The organism is Prevotella sp. P6B4 (assembly GCF_000619985.1).
Lineage (GTDB): Bacteria > Bacteroidota > Bacteroidia > Bacteroidales > Bacteroidaceae > Prevotella.
Map to the genome: position 1 here is coordinate 110,748 of NZ_JHVE01000001.1, position 17,904 is coordinate 128,651.

Here is a 17,904-nt window from a genome sequence, read left to right on the forward strand (position 1 = left end):
TAGGACTGTATTTCCATCGCCTCCGATACACGACGCCGCTTGGGCCTACAAACCATAGCCAAACAACTGATAGAGATTTTTGAAGAAACAATAATACGATAAAATATGGACTTAAGTTTCAGACAACTTTTGAATCGTTACCTTTGTAAAACAATGGTGGCTTATTATAGACTTCGTGGCTACGACATCGGAGAAAACTGCCGTATCAGTAGGAGCGCTATATTAGACCGTGCTCATCACAAAGGAGTACATATTGGTGACAACACTCGCATACTGATGGAAGCTATGATTCTTGCACATGACTTCTCGCGTGCTGCGCTTGAAGGACAAAGCATGTGGTGTGACACTCGCATAGGCAATAACTGCGTCATCGGAGGAAGGACTATGATTATGCCTGGCGTAACAATAGGCAATCATGTGTATGTTGGTGGTGGTGCCGTGGTGACCCATGATGTGCCAGACCACTGTCTCGTGGCGGGCAATCCTGCACGGATTATCAGACGAGGCATGGTTCTCAGTGATAGAGGACAGATATTGGAGAGGGGAGAGAAAGTAAAGCAAGAAGTATAAGCATTGCAGAAAGTGACACAAATGAATCAGAAGCGAATAGAATACATCGATTTAGCTAAAGGATTGTGTATCACGCTGGTGGTGTTCTACCATTTTTTTACCATCCAACATGACTGTCCACCAATCATCCGGTCACTGTCCGTGTTCCGAATGCCACTCTACTTTTTCCTTTCTGGCCTCTTCTTCAAAGAGTATGAAGGCTTTATAGGGTTCTTTCTCAGGAAGGTGAACAAACTGCTCATTCCCTTTGCCTTTTTCTATCTGGTCACTTCGTTTGCCCTGCCAAACATATTGCATAGCGTATTTGGCTTCGCGGTAAGAAATACTGAATCACTGGGTATCAGCGGACTTTGGGCTTTTATTACACAGGAGGATTTTTCTAACAACCCTATCTGGTTCCTCTGGGTATTATTCCTTGTTAACATCTATTTCTATGCAATACTGGTACCCGTGAAAAAACTGACCTCTAATCCAAGAAACATTGCTGCTATCATTACTGTGATATGCTTTGTCATTGGCTGTGCGGGGTCTGTATGGTTAGGCGGGAAGCACATAATGTGTGCGTTTCTGGATTCGGCGATGTCGGCCTTGCCATTCTTTGTCATGGGATATCTTTTCAACAGGTTTACAGACATTCTAGTACCCAACCGATGGGACAAACTTCTCCCCATACTCGTTGTGGCATGTTTTGCCTTGACATTCTATGTTGGAGGAAAATGCAGTTATCGCGTCAATAGTTATCAGATTCATCCGATACTACAATATGTCTGTGGTATGACGGGTACACTGGGTATCATCTTCACAGCCAAAATTCTGCGCACATTGCCTTTCATCACCTATTTGGGACGTTACTCAATTATGATTCTCTGTACGCACGGCCTGTTAATCCACTTTTTACTACCCTTGGTACGTCGGGCGCATCTGTCTACCATGATTACGGCTTTAGTTCTGTTGCCCGTTGTCATGTTCAGTTACCAATTGATTATCCCATTGATGAAGAAATATCTGCCGTATGTAACGGCTCAGAAAGATGTGATTAAGATAAAGAAAACAGATATAAAATGAAACAACTGATTATTATAGGAGCTGGCGGCATGGGCCGCACGATGTATAGCAATATCTTGGAGAGCCGAGGCTACGGAGAGACGTTTGTCGTGAAGGGATTTATTGATGATGACCTCCAGGCTTTAGATGGCTTTGATTATTATCCACCTATTGTTGGAACGATTAGCGGATACCAGCCAGAGGCAGACGATGTGTTTGTCTGTTCTATTGGTGGAGCTTCGCGTAGGCCTTGTATGGAAAGTATCATTAGCCGTGGTGGCGAGTTTATCAATATTATACATCGCACGGCACGTCTGCTTACGAATATGGTGATAGGTAAGGGAAACTTCATCGGAGCGGATACGGTGATTGGTAACGACGTAGTGATAGGTAACTACAATATGATTCAGTCATATACTATCATTGGCCACGACGCACGCATTGGTGACTTTAACCGTATAGATACACGAGTGACTTGTGTGGGAGGTATTGTCATCGATGATGAGGTGAATATTCACACATCGGCAGTGATTAATCATAACGTGACAGTGGAAAGCAAATCATGCGTGGCAGCACTGAGTTTTGTCATCAAGGATGTGAAAGCAGGGACAACCGTCATTGGGAATCCGGCGAAGAGACTGATTTAAAGGTAAAATGGTAAAAAAGTAAAATATAATGGAGATTAAAGAATTTATTGAGAAATTTGCAGGGCAGTTCTTGGATACAGAACTGAGCGAGTTTACGAAGGATACTGTGTTTCATGAGTTGGACGAATATACATCGTTAATAGCATTGATGATTATCTCAATGATTGACGAAGAGTATGGCGTGACAGTTGAGCCAGAGGATATGTCTGCTGCTGTGACTATCGAGGATTTGTTCAATACAGTGAAAAGACTGAAGGAAGAATAATGATGGAGGGGTACAATCCTTACTCACTTGCAGGCAAGACGGTATTAGTGACAGGTGCCTCTTCGGGTATCGGCAGAGCTACAGCCATAGAGTGCTCGCGATTAGGAGCGACTGTTGTGGCAACTGGTCGCGACGAGGTAAGGCTCGGTGAGACGATGGCTGCGCTGACAGGCGAAGGTCACGTATCGATACTTGCTAACCTGACGAATGCTGAAGACGTAGCAAGGCTGGTGTCGGAACTGCCGCAAATTGACGGTTTTGTATGCAACGCAGGAATTACACGTCGAAGACCTGTGAGCTATGTGAAGGAAGAGGAATTGCGTGAAGTGTTCGAAACAAATACTTTTGCGGTATTCACGCTGACAAAAGCCATCATGAAAGCCAAGAAGATGAACCGAGGAGGTTCGATGGTATTCATATCGTCGATGGCAGCACGCCAGGTGACACCCGGGAATGCTATGTATGCGGCCTCGAAGGCTGCGCTGGAATCATTTGCAAGGTCGTGTGCTCAAGAATATGCGCCGATGCAGGTACGTGCAAATGCTATACTGCCAGGCATGGTTGAGACACCGCTGAACAAACAGGGCGTACTATCTGCAGAAATGATAGAACGCGATAAGCAAAACTATCTTCTGAAACGCTATGGAAAGCCAGAGGAGATAGCATGGGCGGTAATTTACCTATTATCGGATGCTAGCGCATGGATAAGTGGTACGTCAATGATGGTGACGTGTTGATAATTGAAAATTGAGAATTGAGAATTGATGGGAAGATTATTACATAATAAGGTATGCATCATTACTGGTGCGGCTCAGGGAATAGGCAAGGGCATTGCGGAGCAATTTGCTGCTGATGGGGCTATTGTCTATGCCTGTGACTTGCGTGAGGGAAGTATGGATGAGTGGGCAAAGGATTGTTCTGAACGCAATAAGACACGTGTGATTCCGATGTACTTCGACGTAAGTGATGCGGCAGCAGTGAAGAACGCGTTTATGGTAATCTTTAAGGCTGAGAAGCGTATCGATGCGTTGGTTAACAATGCCGGTGTGGTATTCAACAAGAAAATAGGCATGATTGTGCGTCAGGAAACAGAACTGATGTTCCGCATCAATGTGATTGCTGTTATCGAGATGGTGCAGTTGTGCTCACGCTTGATGGCTCGTACTGGTGGCGGCTCGATTGTGAATATCGCCTCTGTAACGGCAGTTCTTGGTTCGCCCGGACAGAGCGCTTATTCTGCCACTAAGGGAGCTATCATATCGTTTACAAAGTCGGCTGCCAAGGAGTTGGCTCCGCAAGGTATCCGTGTGAATGCTGTGGCACCTGGTATCGTGAAGACAGAGCGCTTCGCCGAGCTGTACGAAAGTGACGGGGCTAAGATTGACCAACGTATCTCACGAATAGGACTTGGAAGATTGGGTACGCCAGAGGATGTGGCAAATGCCTGTGCATTCTTGGCATCAGATAGAGCCAGCTATATCTCAGGAGAGATACTGGGGGTTAATGGATGTGCGTCTATATAATGCATAATTCACAATGCATAATTCATAATTGAAGATGATTCTGAATTTGGATAGATGGCAGAGGGAAGCGATTGCGGCGGTGGATTCGCTGGGGGAGCAACTGACATACGGTGAGTTGCGAGACTTTGCGGATGGGACAAAGCAGTTGATGCCGTCGCGATCATTGCTGTTTCTGCTCGTAGAGAATAATGTCGGAGGCATAGCATGGACGATTGGGAATATCTGTGCGGGGAATGTACCGTTGGTACTGAATGCACATCTGGATGAAGGCTTGTATAAGAGCCTGTATGAACTCTATCAGCCACCATTTGTCTGTGTACCAGAAAAGATGGTTGAGAAATATCCGTATGAGATAGTGGCTACGTCTTATGGTTATGCTTTGATAAAAACTGGCAATGAGGCTTGTCCGATGAACAATGAGTTGTCACACCTGTTACCGACATCGGGTAGTACGGGAAGTCCGAAGCTAGTACGCCACAAATATGACAATATTGAGGCTGCAGCCCTGAATATATCCACGTTCTTTGAACTTACGGAGAAAGATCGTCCGTTGATGGTGTTGCCCTTGTATTATACGATGGGACTGTCGATGGTGTTCAGTCATCTGTATGTGGGTGCAACGGTGCTCATTACTAACCTGAGCATGACCGACCGCAATTTCTGGAAGTTCATCAAGGAAGAGCATGCTACGAGTTTTACGGGGGTGCCCTATAGCTATCAGATATTAAACCTAATGCGATTCTTCCGTATGGACCTGCCTGACTTAAACCTGTTGACACAGGGTGGGGGACGGATGCCCAAGGAGCTGAACCTGAAGTTTGCAGCGTGGTGTCGCGATAATGGAAAAAAATGGATTGCTACTTACGGCCAGTCGGAGTGTACCGCCCGCATGGCTTGGCTACCGTCCAAATGGGCAGTAGAGAAGGTGGGCAGTATTGGTATTGCTGTTCCAAACGGAGAACTCTCATTGATAGATATGGATGGTAATCCCATCACCACTCCACATACAGAAGGCGAGATGTGCTATCGTGGTAAGAATGTGACGATGGGGTATGCTCGTAGTCGTGAGGATTTATTGTTAGGCGATGAGTGTCACGGTTTCATTCGAACTGGTGATTTGGCTTATTACGATGAAGATGGCTGCTACTATATTGTAGGTCGCATGGGGCGTTTTCTGAAACTTTTCGGTATGAGGGTAGGGCTCGACGAATGTGAAAACATTATTAAAAGTAAGTTCTCTGGACTGGAATGTGCCTGTGTGGGAACTGATGAAAAGATGCTGGTATATCTGACAGATGAGAACTATAAGAATCAAGTGAAGGAGGAATTGGTTACCAGATTGAAACTCGTCGCTTCATCTTTTGAGGTCCGGATTATCAATGAGATTCCGAAGAACGAGGCAGGTAAGACATTATATGCAAAACTACAAGAAAAGTAAAAAGGTAAAAAAGTAAAAAATATGGAGAATATTGAGAAATATAACGAAGCGTTTGTGCATGTGTTTGGTGCACAGGTTGGAGATTTGAATGACAATTATGGCAAAGATACAGTGGAAGAGTGGGATTCTGTACACCAGTTGAGTTTGGTGGCAGAGTTGGAAGAGGCTTTCGATATCATGCTCGACCCAGAGGATATTATGGAAATGACCTCCTATGCCAAAGGAAAGGAGTTGTTAAAGAAATACGAGATTGAGTTGTAATGGCACGTTGGGAGATTAAGAACGTCAATATTGCTGGTGTGGCAATGGCGGTGCCTGAGCATACTGTTAAGACTGCAGAGATAGACCTCTTTACTAAGGAGGAGGCTGAGCTGTTTGACAATACGGTAGGCATCAAGTCGCGCCATATCGCACCCGATACGATGTGTGCGTCGGATATGTGTCAAGCTGCGGGCGAGAAATTGCTGGCAGAACTGGGCTGGGACAAGGAGAGTATTGATGCCCTTGTTTTTGAGAGCGTCACAGGCGACTATCGTACACCGCCTACCTCCTGTCTGCTGCAATACCGTATGGGACTGAGCGAGGACTGCTTCTGCGTAGATGTTCCGATGGGTTGTTGCGGTTGTATGTATGCTATTACAGTAGCAGGTAATCTGCTCACTACGGGACAGATTAAGCGTGCCTTGGTGTTAGTGGGAGATACGGCATTGAGGATGGGTTCGATGAAGGATAAGAGTCGTGTCCCCCTCTTCGGCGATGGTGGCACGGCTTTGGCTCTGGAATACGACGAGACTGCCAATGACATTATAATCGACTTCCATACGATGGGTAAGGGCTATGAGGCGTTGATGACGCCTCATGGCGGATTCCGCGAGCCAGCTACACCAGAGTCGTTTGAGTATGAGGACTTCGGCAATGGCATTGTCCGCGCGCCTTATCACACGATGATTAATGGCATGAAGGTGTTTACGTTTGCCATCAGCCGTCCACCGAAGAGTGTAGAGCAGTTTATGGCAGATTACAACATCAACCGAGATGCGGATATAGACTACTTCCTGATTCATCAGGCAAATAAGTTGATTGTAGATCGCGTGGTGAAAAAACTGAAACTGCCAGAAGAGAAATGTCCATATAACTTGGAAGAATATGGAAACCTCGGTGGTGCCAGTATCCCTTCGTTGATGGTGACGCGCATTGCCGATAAACTTCGCAAAGAACCTACAACCATTCTCGGTAGCAGCTTTGGTCTTGGCCTCAGTTGGGGAACCATGCTGTTGAAAACCAAGCCAATGGTCATACCGGAAATAATAGAGCTATCTTAATGAGAACGATGTATAGTCATTTTTTTAAACGTTTTATCGATTTTTGGATAGCTCTTGTGGCGCTGATATGCATCAGCCCTATATTGATAGTGGTGACTATCTGGTTGCACTTTGCCAATAAAGGTGCTGGGGCGTTTTTCTTTCAGGATAGACCTGGTAAGGATGCGAAGATATTCAAGGTTATCAAGTTTAAGACGATGACGGATGAGCGAGATGCCGACGGCGAGCTGCTGCCTGACGCACAGAGACTGACGAAGGTGGGAAAGTTTGTCCGCTCCACGTCTCTTGACGAACTGCCGCAGCTGATAAATGTGCTGAAGGGCGACATGGCGCTGATAGGGCCGCGGCCGCTATTGGTGAAATACTTGCCGCTCTACTCCAAGGAGCAGATGCGCCGCCACGAGGTGCGACCGGGCATCAGCGGATGGGCACAGTGTCATGGCAGAAACAATATCAGCTGGACAGAGAAGTTTAAGTTGGACGTATGGTACGTGGATCATTGTACGTTATTGACTGATATTAAGGTGATATGGATAACTATTAAGAAGGTTGTTAAACGTGCTGATATCAACAACGAATCAGGTACATCAGCCACAATAGAAGCATTTAATGGACATAATTAATATATCAATCATCATACCTGTGTATGGCGTTTCTGCCTATATTGGACGTTGTATCAGGTCTGTGATGAACCAGACTTATTCAAACATCGAGTGTATTATTGTGGATGATGCCACACCCGATGACAGTATTAAAAAATGTGAGCGACTCATTGCCGATTATCAAGGATCTATTCGGTTTTCTGTTCTTCATCACGAGAAGAACCGAGGGCTGTCTGCAGCCAGGAATACCGGGTTACAAGCGGCTACAGGTGATTATTTATTCTTTTTTGACAGTGACGATGAATTGACTGCAGATTGCATTGAGAAACTGGTAAGGCCAGTCTTGAAGGATACATCTATTGAGATGGTGATGGGAGGCTATGTTCGTTGTACGGAGGGCTCTCCTACACCCCCGAACCTGCAACCATGCAAAAAAGGGAAGGAAACAGAATTATCATCTTTTGAGGCTGTCAGAAAATATTGGTTTGGTAGGAAAGGCATAAATGTTTATACGTGGAATAAACTGATTAAGAAGGGCTTCCTGTATCAAAACCAATTATTCTTTAAAGAAGGTTTTTTGTATGAAGACATATTGTGGTTTTTCTATGCAGTGAAGCATCTTCGACATTTTTATGCCATTCCTGATGTGACCTATATTTATTATAGGCGTCCTCGCTCCATTAATACAGGTATGAACAAAGCTGAGCGGGCTAGACACTTTAGTTTTGTGTATGAAGAGATAGTGAATAATTTCACGGAAGGAGACAGTAGAAGAGAAGCAAAATACTATATGCGAGGTTTGTGCTTCCACTATATCAACAATCCGAAGATTCCTTCTTTTGCCCAAAGTACCAAAAAGTTCAGAAAGGAGTTTTCTACAAGAAAAGATCTAAACGGGATATTGCTCCTTACAGCCACGAGAACTCTGTTGAGGTATCGTGTGGGGGAGAGTTTTCTTCACTCCCTTATTGGCCTGTATTTAAAAGTAAATAGGAATAAAAGTAAGACTATAAGATTTTTGAAACATAATGGAAAGAAAAAGAATTTACCTCTGTCTGGCGCACATGTCGGATGAAGGATTGGAACAGAAGTACATCCAAGAGGCTTTCGATACGAACTGGGTGGTGCCTCTCGGACCTAATGTGGATGGGTTCGAGAAAGATCTCGAAACATTCGTATCGGATGTAAGAGGGGTGAAGGAAGAAGGAAGATACGAGTCCTTCTCTAAGAGAGTAGTGGCGCTTTCGTCAGGAACTGCTGCTGTCCACCTTGCACTGTTGAACTGTGGGGTAGGGCCGGGCGATGAGGTAATTACTCAGAGCTTTACTTTTTGTGCTTCAGCGCACCCAGTGACGTATCTTGGAGCAACGCCTGTATTCATCGATTCGGAACCCGATACATGGAACATGGATCCTGTGTTGATGGAAGAGGCCATCAAAGACCGCATCGCCAAGACGGGCAAGAAACCGAAGGCCATCGTGCCTGTGGCCTTGTATGGTATGCCATATCGGATTGACGAAATTATGGAAATTGCGGATAGATACGGCATACCAGTTGTGGAGGATGCTGCTGAGGGATTCGGCTCACGATATAAGGGTCGGGTGCTTGGGACCTTCGGAAAGTATGGTGTGCTGAGTTTCAATGGTAATAAGATGATTACGACCTCTGGTGGTGGTGCGCTGATTACTGCCAACGATGCTGAGTGGCGAGAGATTATGATGTATGCCACACAGTACCGCGAGAGCTATCCTTACTACCAGCACGAGAAGATAGGGTACAACTATCGTATGAGCAATATCTGTGCGGGCATCGGGCGTGGTCAGATGACAGTGGCAGAGGATCACCTGGCTCATCATAGGCATGTTCAGAAGATGTACGAGGAATTGTTGGCTGACGTGAACGGCATTCACGTCCACGCTCAACCAAACACAGGGGAATATGACAGTAACTATTGGCTGTGTACAATTACGCTTGATCCGGAGTTAAGAATAAAAGGGCAAGAAAATGCTTACAAGACTATTGTGACAGGTGCTGTCGGCGGAGCAGCAGGTGTGATTCATGTTGCATCTTCGCCTACGACTGATTGTCAGCCAAATGATAATGTAGAGGCACTGCGAGAATTTATGAATCAAGCCAATATAGAGGCACGTCCATTGTGGAAACCTATGCATAAGCAGCCGGTTTATGCATCGGCACCTGCGTATGTTAACGGCGTATCGGAAGCTTTGTTTAAGATAGGTATGTGTCTACCTTCTGGCCCGTGTGTCAGTGAAGATGACGTAAAGTATATTGTCGAGACGATTAAGAGTGCGATAGAGTAGGTGCCTGATTATAGGCAGTTACGATAAAACAAATGAAAAATGAGCATCCTTTGCGGGATGCTCATTCTTTTTAATATTGGGATTGCTTACTCAGCAACCTCTTCTTCGGCGGCGCGGAAATTAGCAAGATCCTCAACCTGGAAAGCCTTGATGTAAGCAGCCTTACCAAGGATATCCTCTTCGGCCATGCGAACATATACGTTAGCGCTCTTAGCGAACAGCTCAGGTGCCTTAGCAGCATCGCGGAGGATGAGCAGACACATCACGAGCTCGGCTGTCATGTCGTAGAGACGGCGAGCCAGGAAGTCGTGAGCATCCTGATTGTCGAGAGCCTTAACAGCAGCGAGAGCCTCCTCGTAAACGGGGATGAGCTTTTCGACACGGGCCTTGAGAGCAGCGTTAGCCTCAGCAGGCAGTGCAGCCAGCATGTCCTTGATGTTGTTGAGCATAGTGCCGTTGGTGATGTAGCGGATAGCAGCTACAACCTGCAACTGGGTGGTACCCTCGTAGATAGAGAAGATGCGTGCGTCGCGGAACAGGCGCTGGCTCTTGTACTCCATGATGAAGCCTGAACCACCGTGGATGCTGATAGCATCGTAAGCGTTCTGGTTAGCATACTCAGAGTTCATACCCTTAGCCAGTGGGGTAAAGGCATCAGCCAGGCGCTGGTACTTCTTCAGTTCCTGCTTCTCCTCGGGAGTGAGCTTGCGGTCGCGCTCGATATCCTCGAGGCACTTGTAGATATCCACATACGCGGCTGTCTCGTACAGCAGTGAACGACCAGCATCGAGCTTAGCCTTCATGCGAGAGAGCATATCGTAAACAGCGGGGAAGTTGATGATCTTATCACCGAACTGCTGACGCTCCTTAGCGTAAGCCAGACCCTCGTTGTAAGCCTCCTGCTCAACACCTACACTCTGTGCAGCGATACCCAGACGGGCACCGTTCATCAGAGCCATCACGTACTTGATCAGACCCAGACGTGTGCTACCGCAGAGCTCTGCCTTAGCGTTCTTATAGGTGAGCTCACAGGTAGGTGAGCCGTGGATACCCAGCTTGTGCTCGATGTGACGTACGTCAACACCGCCCTGGCGCTTGTCGTAGATGAACATAGACAGACCACGTCCATCCTTCGTGCCTTCCTCAGAACGAGCCAGCACAAGGTGGATGTCGCTGTCACCATTGGTGATGAAACGCTTCACACCGTTCAGACGCCAGCAGTTCTCCTTCTCGTCGAAGGTAGCCTTCAGCATCACGCGCTGCAGGTCAGAACCGGCATCAGGCTCAGTCAGGTCCATACTCATACCCTCACCGGCGCAAACGCGGGGGATGTACTTCTGGCGCTGCTCCTCAGAACCGAATTCATAGAGGGTATCGATACAGCTCTGCAGGCTCCAGATGTTCTGGAAACCGGCATCAGCAGCAGAAATCATCTCAGAGAGCATCGAGAATACTGCGTTAGGCAGGTTCAGACCGCCATAACGGCGAGGCATTGATACACCCCACAGACCAGCCTTACGGGTGGCGTCGAGGTTCTCGTAAGTCTTAGAGGCGTAGATCATACGACCGTTCTCAAGGTGTGGACCTTCGAGGTCAACGCTCTCAGAGTTTGGCTCGATGATATTGGCAGCCACGTCGCCAGTGATGTCGAGAATCTGCTTGTAGTTCTCGATGGCATCGCCCAGGTCAACGGGGGCATAGTCATATTCCTTTGCATCAGCAAAGCCTTTTTCCTTCAGCTCAACGATACGAGCCATCAGGGGGTGGTTCAAGTAGAACCCGATCTCAGGATGATCGCTATAATAGTTTGCCATAATTATTTGCTATTCTGCTTATAGTACTTAATTAACTTTGGAACAACCTCCTCAACGGTGCCAACGATGACGTAGTCGGCAATCTTGTTGATAGGTGCATCGGGATCGCTGTTGACAGAGATGATGATACCAGAATCCTGCATACCAGCGATGTGCTGAATCTGTCCAGAGATACCACAGGCGATGTACACCTTGGGGTGAACGGTAACACCAGTCTGACCAATCTGACGGTCGTGATCCAACCAGCCAGCATCAACAGCGGCACGAGAACCACCAACCTCACCATGCAGAACCTTTGCGAGCTCGAACAGCTGGTCGAAGTTCTCCTTGCAGCCCATACCGTAACCACCGGCTACAACGATAGGCGCACCCTTCAGGTTGTGCTTAGCAGCTTCTACGTGGTGGTCGAGCACCTTTACTACGAAAGCCTCGGGGCTTACATACTTGCTTACCTCAGGATAAACAACCTCCTTGCGGCACTCACCATCGTACAGAGCCTTCTGCATCACGCCAGAGCGTACTGTAGCCATCTGTGGACGGTGGTCGGGGTTAACGATGGTAGCTACGATGTTACCACCGAAGGCAGGACGAATCTGATAAAGCAGGTTCTCGTATGTCTTGTTGTTCTTCTTATCCTCGAAAGGACCAATCTCCAGTTCTGTGCAGTCGGCAGTCAGACCAGAGGTCAGTGATGACGATACACGTGGACCGAGGTCGCGACCGATAACGGTAGCACCCATCAGACAGATCTGTGGCTGCTCCTCTTTGAAGAGGTTAACCAGAATATCAGTGTGAGGAGCTGAGGTGTAAGGGAACAGGTCCTTAGCGTCGAAAACAAACAGCTTATCGACACCGTAAGGCAGAATCTGATCCTCAACCTTACCCTTGATGCCAGTACCGGCAACAATGGCGTGGAGCTCAACCTTGAGTTCATTGGCGAGCTTGCGACCCTTGGTCAACAGCTCCTGAGATACTTCCTGTACCTGAGTACCTTCAATTTCGCAATATACAAATACGTTGTTCATAATTCTTCGAATTATAGATTTCTGTCGCGACTCAGCCATTCAAGCAAGCTTGATGGCATTCGCTGCTCCAGAAATTCATATCAGCCAATGATTTTTTCGTCCAACAATTCTTTGATCATTCCCTCGATATCAGCATCAGAAGCCGTCAAAGTCTTCGACTCCTTAGCCTGGAACACGATGTTCTTGATGGCCTTAACCTTGGTAGGTGAGCCATTCAGACCACACTGGTTTACATCGCCATCCACGTCGGCCACGCTCCACTGGTTCAGTGTGAGCTCAGGGCGCTCGTCGTACAGATAGTCGTATGGTGTGCCCTCGGCAGGACGCTCCATAGGACAAGTAGCGCGCTTGTACTTCATCACCAGCTTAGCATTCTGGGGGCGACAAGGAGCAGCGCTTCCGTTAACGGTGATAACAACAGGCAGAGGAGCCTCTACAGTCTCCACACCACCGTCGATGACACGCTTGATGGTAGCCTTGCCATCCTTTACTGAGAGAACCTCCTCAGCATAAGTAACCTGGTTGAGACCCAGCTTCTGAGCCACCTGAGGACCTACCTGAGCGGTATCACCGTCGATAGCCTGGCGACCACCGATTACGATGTCGACATCGCCAATCTTCTTGATGGCAGTAGCCAACGCATAAGATGTAGCGAGGGTATCAGCACCAGCGAAGAGACGGTCGGTAAGCAACCAACCAGTATCAGCGCCACGATATAATCCCTGACGGATGATTTCACCTGCACGTGGAGGACCCATCGTGAGGATTCCTACTGTTGAGCCTGGGTTCTGCTCCTTCAGACGAAGGGCCTGCTCCAGGGCGTTCAAATCTTCTGGATTGAAGATGGCGGGCAGGGCTGCACGGTTTACGGTGCCTTCGGCAGTCATGGCGTCCTTACCCACGTTTCGGGTGTCTGGCACTTGCTTGGCCAGCACAACAATCTTTAAAGCCATATTTTTAATAATGTGAATGAAATTTCAAAATCGGCTGCAAAAATACACTTTTTTATGCATACAGCCAAATAAAATGCACAAAAATACACCGAATGTGCACAAATCGAGTGTTTTGTGCAATAAAAACCCGATGCTTGTTATAGCACCGGGCCGTTAACACTCTCTCTATGATACGTTTTTAAAGTGGATAATCTTCAAAGGCATAGAGCACTGTACTCAGATAGCGTTCACCTGTGTCAGGCAGTAATACCACAATTTTCTTACCTTTGTTCTCTGGGCGTTTGGCCACCTGGATGGCTGCGTAGAGGGCAGCACCTGCGCTGATACCTACCAGCAGACCTTCGCTCTGGGCAATCTCACGACCTGTGCGGATCGCGTCGTCGTTCTCTACATCAAACACCTCGTCGATCACATTGGCATCGTAGGTCTTGGGCACAAAGCCTGCACCGATACCCTGAATCTTGTGAGGGCCGCTCTGACCACCATTGAGTACTGGGCTCGACTTGGGCTCGACAGCGATAATCTTCACGTTGGGATTCTGTTCCTTCAGGAATTTTCCTGTACCGCTGATGGTTCCACCTGTACCTACACCGCCGATGAAAATATCTACCTGACCATCGGTGTCGCGCCAGATCTCAGGACCTGTGGTGGCATAGTGCTTAGCTGGGTTGGCTGCATTTTCAAACTGTTGCAGAATCACTGCGCCTGGGATAGAGTCGCGCAGTTCCTCGGCAGCGCGGATGGCACCTGGCATACCGTCTTTACCAGAGGTGAGGCGAACCTCGGCACCGTAGGCCTTCACCAGGTTGCGACGCTCTACACTCATGGTCTCAGGCATGGTAAGGATCAGATGGTAGCCTTTGACGGCTGATACCAGTGCCAGTCCTACGCCCGTGTTTCCAGATGTTGGTTCGATGATGGTGGCGCCTGGCTTCAAGATGCCTTTTGCTTCGGCATCCTCAATCATGGCCAGTGCGATACGGTCTTTTACACTGCCGCCAGGGTTAAAGAACTCTACTTTGGCAATGACGGGAGTCTCGAGTCCCTTTGCCTGTGAATACTTGTTGAGCTCAAGCAGTGGGGTGTTGCCCACGAGCTCTGTCAGTTGTTTAGCAATCTTTGTCATAATCCTTACCTTATTTTTTTATTAATAACTCATCTTTGTTTTATTGTGAACTAATCACGGTGCAAAGTTACAACTTTTTTCGCATACCCACAATCATCTTACTGTGGTATTTTACATACCATAAATAGGGTATAATGCTTAAATCTGGTCGAGAGCCTGCTTCAAATCGTCGATAATGTCGTCGATATGCTCTGTTCCGATGCTCAGACGGACGGTCGATGGGGTGATGTGCTGCTCGGCCAGTTCCTCAGGCGAAAGCTGTGAGTGCGTGGTGGTGTAGGGGTGGATCACCAGGCTCTTCACGTCGGCCACGTTAGCCAACAGCGAGAAGATCTGCAGGGCATCGATAAACTTCCATGCTTCTTCCTGTCCGCCTTTGATCTCGAAGGTGAAGATAGAACCGCCACCATTGGGGAAATACTTCTGATACAGTTTATGGTCGTGATGGCTCTCGAGGGCCGGGTGGTTCACCTTGGCAATCTTGGGATGGTTGGCAAGGAAGTCTACAACCTTCAGGGCATTCTCTACGTGGCGCTCTACGCGCAGACTCAGTGTCTCAACTCCCTGTAGCAGGATGAAGGCATTGAAGGGCGAGATGGCAGCACCGGTATCACGCAGGATGACGGCACGGATGCGGGTGACATAGGCGGCTGCACCTACTGCATCGGCAAACACGATGCCGTGATAGCTGGGATCGGGCTTGGCGAGGGTGGGGAACTTGTCGGGGTTCGCTTTCCAGTCGAACTTGCCACCATCAACAATCACACCTCCTAATGAAGAGCCATGACCACCTAAGAACTTGGTTGCCGAGTGAACCACGATATCAGCACCATGCTCCAGCGGACGGATAAGGTATGGGGTGCCGAAGGTGTTGTCAACGATGAACGGAATACCATGCTTGTGGGCTACGGCTGCTACACCTTCCAGATCGAGCACGTCGCTGTTGGGGTTGCCGAAGGTCTCTGCATAAACCACTTTGGTGTTAGGCTGGATGGCTGCCTCAAGAGCCTCAAGGTCGTTCACGTTGACAATCGTATTGCTGATGCCCTGTGTGGCTAAGGTATGGGTAATGAGGTTATAAGAACCACCGTAGAGGTTATCGGCTGCTACGATATGGTCACCATTCTGTACAATATTCTGCAGGGCGTAAGTGATAGCGGCAGCACCACTGGCAACGGCCAGACCGGCTACACCACCTTCGAGAGCTGCTACACGATCCTCGAATACACCTTGGGTAGAGTTGGTCAGACGACCGTAGATGTTACCTGCGTCGCGGAGACCGAAACGGTCGGCGGCGTGCTGACTATTATGGAATACGTACGATGTGGTCTGATAGATGGGCACGGCGCGTGCGTCGGTAGCGGGGTCAGCCTGCTCTTGGCCTACGTGGAGTTGCAATGTCTCAAAACGATAATTCTTTGTACTCATAATCTAATCCTTTCTATTTTTTATTTGTTATACATTCTTTTTATTAAAACTTTCTGGGTGCAAAGGTAAGTGGTTTAGAAAAATCTACCAAATTTCTTGTTTATTTCAGAAAATATACCTAAATTTGCGGTCGATAAAGAATAAGTTTCCAATTCGGGCTGTCTGATTGCCCACAAACAGAATAAAATTCCAAATTATGGCAGAAATCTTAGACGAAACTGACCTGCAGATACTGAAAACGCTGCAAAAAAACGCTAAATTGACCACAAAAGAGCTGGCTGATGCGGTACATTTAACCCCAACACCCGTGTTTGAACGCCAAAAACGTCTCGAACGTCAGGGGTACATCAAGAAGTATGTGGCCATTCTTGACCCTGAGAAACTGAACCAGGGACTGCTGGTGTTCTGTAAGGTGAAGTTGCAGATGATTAATCATGAGATGGCCGACTCGTTCACACGTCGTATCATGCGTATTCCTGAGGTTACGGAGTGTTATAATACCTCGGGTGCTTACGATTATTTACTAAAGGTACGCGCGCGAGACATGAAACAGTATCAGGAGTTTGTGCTCAATAAATTAGGTGATATCAGCAATATCAGCGCCATTGAGAGCACCTTCGTCATGAGCGAGATTAAACAGAATTATGGACTTAATATTTAAGTAAAAAGTGTGTTTTTTGACTGAAATGTTGTAACTTTGCACCGGTATTAATATTGAGATCATGAAGAAATTTGTGTTTTTTGTTCTTGCATGGCTTGCCGGAACTATTGTTGTTGAAGCACAGGAACAAGTTGAGGCTTCTGTCGAGGCTGATGTAGTGAGCCAGTATGTTTGGCGTGGTATGGATATGGGACATGTATCGATACAGCCTACACTGGGTGTAGGTTATAAAGGCCTTTCACTGAGTGCTTGGGGGAGTGTTGGTTTGACTGATTCGAATGATCCTCGTGAGATCGACCTGACGCTGAGTTATACCACAGGCCGATTCAATATTGGCATTACTGATTACTGGATGACGGAGGGACTTGATCCACAGAATCGTTACTTGCGTTATAACGCACACTCAACCAACCATGTGTTCGAGGCTAATGTGGGTTACGATTTCGGATTGTTATCGCTGCAGTGGTACACCAACTTTGCTGGTAATGATGGTAAGACCTGTTGTGACCATCGTGCCTACAGTAGTTATGTGGAGGCTGGCGTTCCTTTTAAGTTAGGGGGCTGTGATTGGCAGGCAACGGTGGGAGCCGTACCTTTCTATACCGACTACTATAATGCTGATGGCTTTATTGTCAACAATGTGTCGTTGCGTGCTGAGCGTGATATCAAGATGACTGATTCGTTCTCTCTGCCAGTGTTTGCACAGATAGCTGTCAATCCCAGTACAGAACATACTTATTTCGTATTCGGTTTTACTCTGAAAGCATTTTAAACAACAGATAATCATATGGCAAACGGAATATATACCATCCTGCTACTCATTATGAGTAATGTGTTCATGACCTTTGCCTGGTATGGACACTTACGATTGCAGCAATCGGGCGTGTCGTCTAACTGGCCGCTATATCTCGTTATCGCTTTCTCGTGGATGATAGCCTTCTTCGAGTACTGTTGTCAGGTTCCAGCTAACCGCATTGGTTTTGTGGATAATGGTGGTCCTTTCAATCTGGTACAGCTGAAGGTCATTCAGGAGTGCATCTCGTTAGTGGTGTTTGCTGTCATTGCCAACCTCATCTTCCAGCACGAGCAGTTACACTGGAATCATGCTGCCGCTGCACTTTGCCTGGTAATGGCTGTGTACTTTGTGTTCATGAAACCATAGTGT

The 17,904-nt window shown here is 47.4% G+C and carries 20 protein-coding genes; 15 read left to right on the plus strand and 5 right to left on the minus strand.

Translation table 11 applies throughout. The features are described 5' to 3' along the window. Nucleotides 1–153 precede the first annotated feature (153 nt). Genes T491_RS0100385 through T491_RS0100440 form a run of 12 tightly spaced genes read left to right on the plus strand, consistent with a single transcriptional unit; the run spans nt 154 to nt 9,732 of the window. Nucleotides 154–570 carry a DapH/DapD/GlmU-related protein gene (locus T491_RS0100385; RefSeq protein WP_051522881.1) on the plus strand — a complete coding sequence of 139 codons (417 nt, stop codon included), beginning with the start codon at nt 154–156 and terminating at the stop codon, nt 568–570. 21 nt (nt 571–591) lie between these two features. Beyond that, nucleotides 592–1,635: an acyltransferase family protein gene (locus T491_RS0100390; RefSeq protein ID WP_028902117.1), complete on the plus strand. Its 1,044-nt coding sequence runs from the start codon at nt 592–594 to the stop codon at nt 1,633–1,635. Next, entirely contained in the window at nt 1,632–2,261 is a 630-nt protein-coding gene (locus T491_RS0100395; RefSeq protein WP_028902118.1) for an acetyltransferase, read from the plus strand. The genes T491_RS0100390 and T491_RS0100395 overlap by 4 nt, the downstream gene beginning before the upstream one ends. Before the next feature lie 28 nt (nt 2,262–2,289). Continuing rightward, nucleotides 2,290–2,526 (plus strand): acyl carrier protein, encoded by a 237-nt coding sequence (locus tag T491_RS0100400; protein ID WP_028902119.1) that lies wholly within the window; start codon nt 2,290–2,292, stop codon nt 2,524–2,526. After that, a complete protein-coding gene (locus T491_RS0100405) occupies nt 2,526–3,263 on the plus strand; it encodes an SDR family NAD(P)-dependent oxidoreductase (RefSeq protein WP_197018764.1) in 738 nt (245 codons plus the stop codon). The genes T491_RS0100400 and T491_RS0100405 overlap by 1 nt, the downstream gene beginning before the upstream one ends. 27 nt (nt 3,264–3,290) lie before the next feature. After that, nucleotides 3,291–4,049, plus strand: a complete 759-nt coding sequence (locus T491_RS0100410; protein WP_028902121.1) for an SDR family NAD(P)-dependent oxidoreductase — start codon at nt 3,291–3,293, stop codon at nt 4,047–4,049. Between the two features lie 34 nt (nt 4,050–4,083). After that, entirely contained in the window at nt 4,084–5,487 is a 1,404-nt protein-coding gene (locus T491_RS0100415) for an AMP-binding protein (RefSeq protein WP_028902122.1), read from the plus strand. A gap of 21 nt (nt 5,488–5,508) precedes the next feature. After that, nucleotides 5,509–5,748 carry a phosphopantetheine-binding protein gene (locus tag T491_RS0100420; RefSeq protein ID WP_028902123.1) on the plus strand — a complete coding sequence of 80 codons (240 nt, stop codon included), beginning with the start codon at nt 5,509–5,511 and terminating at the stop codon, nt 5,746–5,748. Next, nucleotides 5,748–6,809 (plus strand): 3-oxoacyl-ACP synthase III family protein, encoded by a 1,062-nt coding sequence (locus T491_RS0100425; protein WP_028902124.1) that lies wholly within the window; start codon nt 5,748–5,750, stop codon nt 6,807–6,809. Before T491_RS0100420 ends, T491_RS0100425 begins: the two co-directional genes overlap by 1 nt. An 8-nt stretch (nt 6,810–6,817) precedes the next feature. After that, complete coding sequence (locus T491_RS0100430; RefSeq protein ID WP_028902125.1) at nt 6,818–7,432, plus strand: sugar transferase; 615 nt, start codon at nt 6,818–6,820, stop codon at nt 7,430–7,432. After that, nucleotides 7,419–8,486 (plus strand): glycosyltransferase, encoded by a 1,068-nt coding sequence (locus T491_RS16845; protein ID WP_081773176.1) that lies wholly within the window; start codon nt 7,419–7,421, stop codon nt 8,484–8,486. The genes T491_RS0100430 and T491_RS16845 overlap by 14 nt, the downstream gene beginning before the upstream one ends. Further along, nucleotides 8,440–9,732 (plus strand): DegT/DnrJ/EryC1/StrS aminotransferase family protein, encoded by a 1,293-nt coding sequence (locus T491_RS0100440; RefSeq protein ID WP_036915015.1) that lies wholly within the window; start codon nt 8,440–8,442, stop codon nt 9,730–9,732. Before T491_RS16845 ends, T491_RS0100440 begins: the two co-directional genes overlap by 47 nt. Before the next feature lie 86 nt (nt 9,733–9,818). Here T491_RS0100440 and T491_RS0100445 read toward each other — a convergent pair whose 3' ends face one another. The 5 genes from T491_RS0100445 to T491_RS0100465 form a co-directional block, all read right to left on the minus strand. Then, nucleotides 9,819–11,546 (minus strand): acyl-CoA dehydrogenase family protein, encoded by a 1,728-nt coding sequence (locus tag T491_RS0100445; RefSeq protein ID WP_028902127.1) that lies wholly within the window; start codon nt 11,544–11,546, stop codon nt 9,819–9,821. A gap of 2 nt (nt 11,547–11,548) precedes the next feature. Beyond that, nucleotides 11,549–12,571, minus strand: coding sequence for an electron transfer flavoprotein subunit alpha/FixB family protein (locus T491_RS0100450; RefSeq protein ID WP_028902128.1), 1,023 nt, complete (start codon nt 12,569–12,571; stop codon nt 11,549–11,551). An 80-nt stretch (nt 12,572–12,651) separates the two neighbouring features. Continuing rightward, the gene (locus T491_RS0100455) at nt 12,652–13,524 is read right to left on the minus strand and encodes an electron transfer flavoprotein subunit beta/FixA family protein (protein ID WP_028902129.1); all 873 of its coding nucleotides are present in this window, start codon (nt 13,522–13,524) and stop codon (nt 12,652–12,654) included. A gap of 178 nt (nt 13,525–13,702) precedes the next feature. Further along, complete coding sequence (cysK, locus tag T491_RS0100460) at nt 13,703–14,650, minus strand: cysteine synthase A (protein WP_028902130.1); 948 nt, start codon at nt 14,648–14,650, stop codon at nt 13,703–13,705. 138 nt (nt 14,651–14,788) lie between these two features. Beyond that, the gene (locus T491_RS0100465; RefSeq protein ID WP_028902131.1) at nt 14,789–16,078 is read right to left on the minus strand and encodes an O-acetylhomoserine aminocarboxypropyltransferase/cysteine synthase family protein; all 1,290 of its coding nucleotides are present in this window, start codon (nt 16,076–16,078) and stop codon (nt 14,789–14,791) included. A 196-nt stretch (nt 16,079–16,274) separates the two neighbouring features. On the opposite strand from T491_RS0100465, the gene T491_RS0100470 reads away from it, so the two are divergent. The 3 genes from T491_RS0100470 (at nt 16,275) to T491_RS0100480 (ending at nt 17,901) form a co-directional block, all read left to right on the plus strand. Beyond that, complete coding sequence (locus T491_RS0100470; protein WP_028902132.1) at nt 16,275–16,739, plus strand: Lrp/AsnC family transcriptional regulator; 465 nt, start codon at nt 16,275–16,277, stop codon at nt 16,737–16,739. A 61-nt stretch (nt 16,740–16,800) separates the two neighbouring features. Next, nucleotides 16,801–17,511, plus strand: coding sequence for a TorF family putative porin (locus T491_RS0100475; RefSeq protein ID WP_033148248.1), 711 nt, complete (start codon nt 16,801–16,803; stop codon nt 17,509–17,511). A 15-nt stretch (nt 17,512–17,526) separates the two neighbouring features. Beyond that, nucleotides 17,527–17,901 (plus strand): DMT family protein, encoded by a 375-nt coding sequence (locus tag T491_RS0100480; protein ID WP_028902134.1) that lies wholly within the window; start codon nt 17,527–17,529, stop codon nt 17,899–17,901. Nucleotides 17,902–17,904 lie beyond the last annotated feature (3 nt).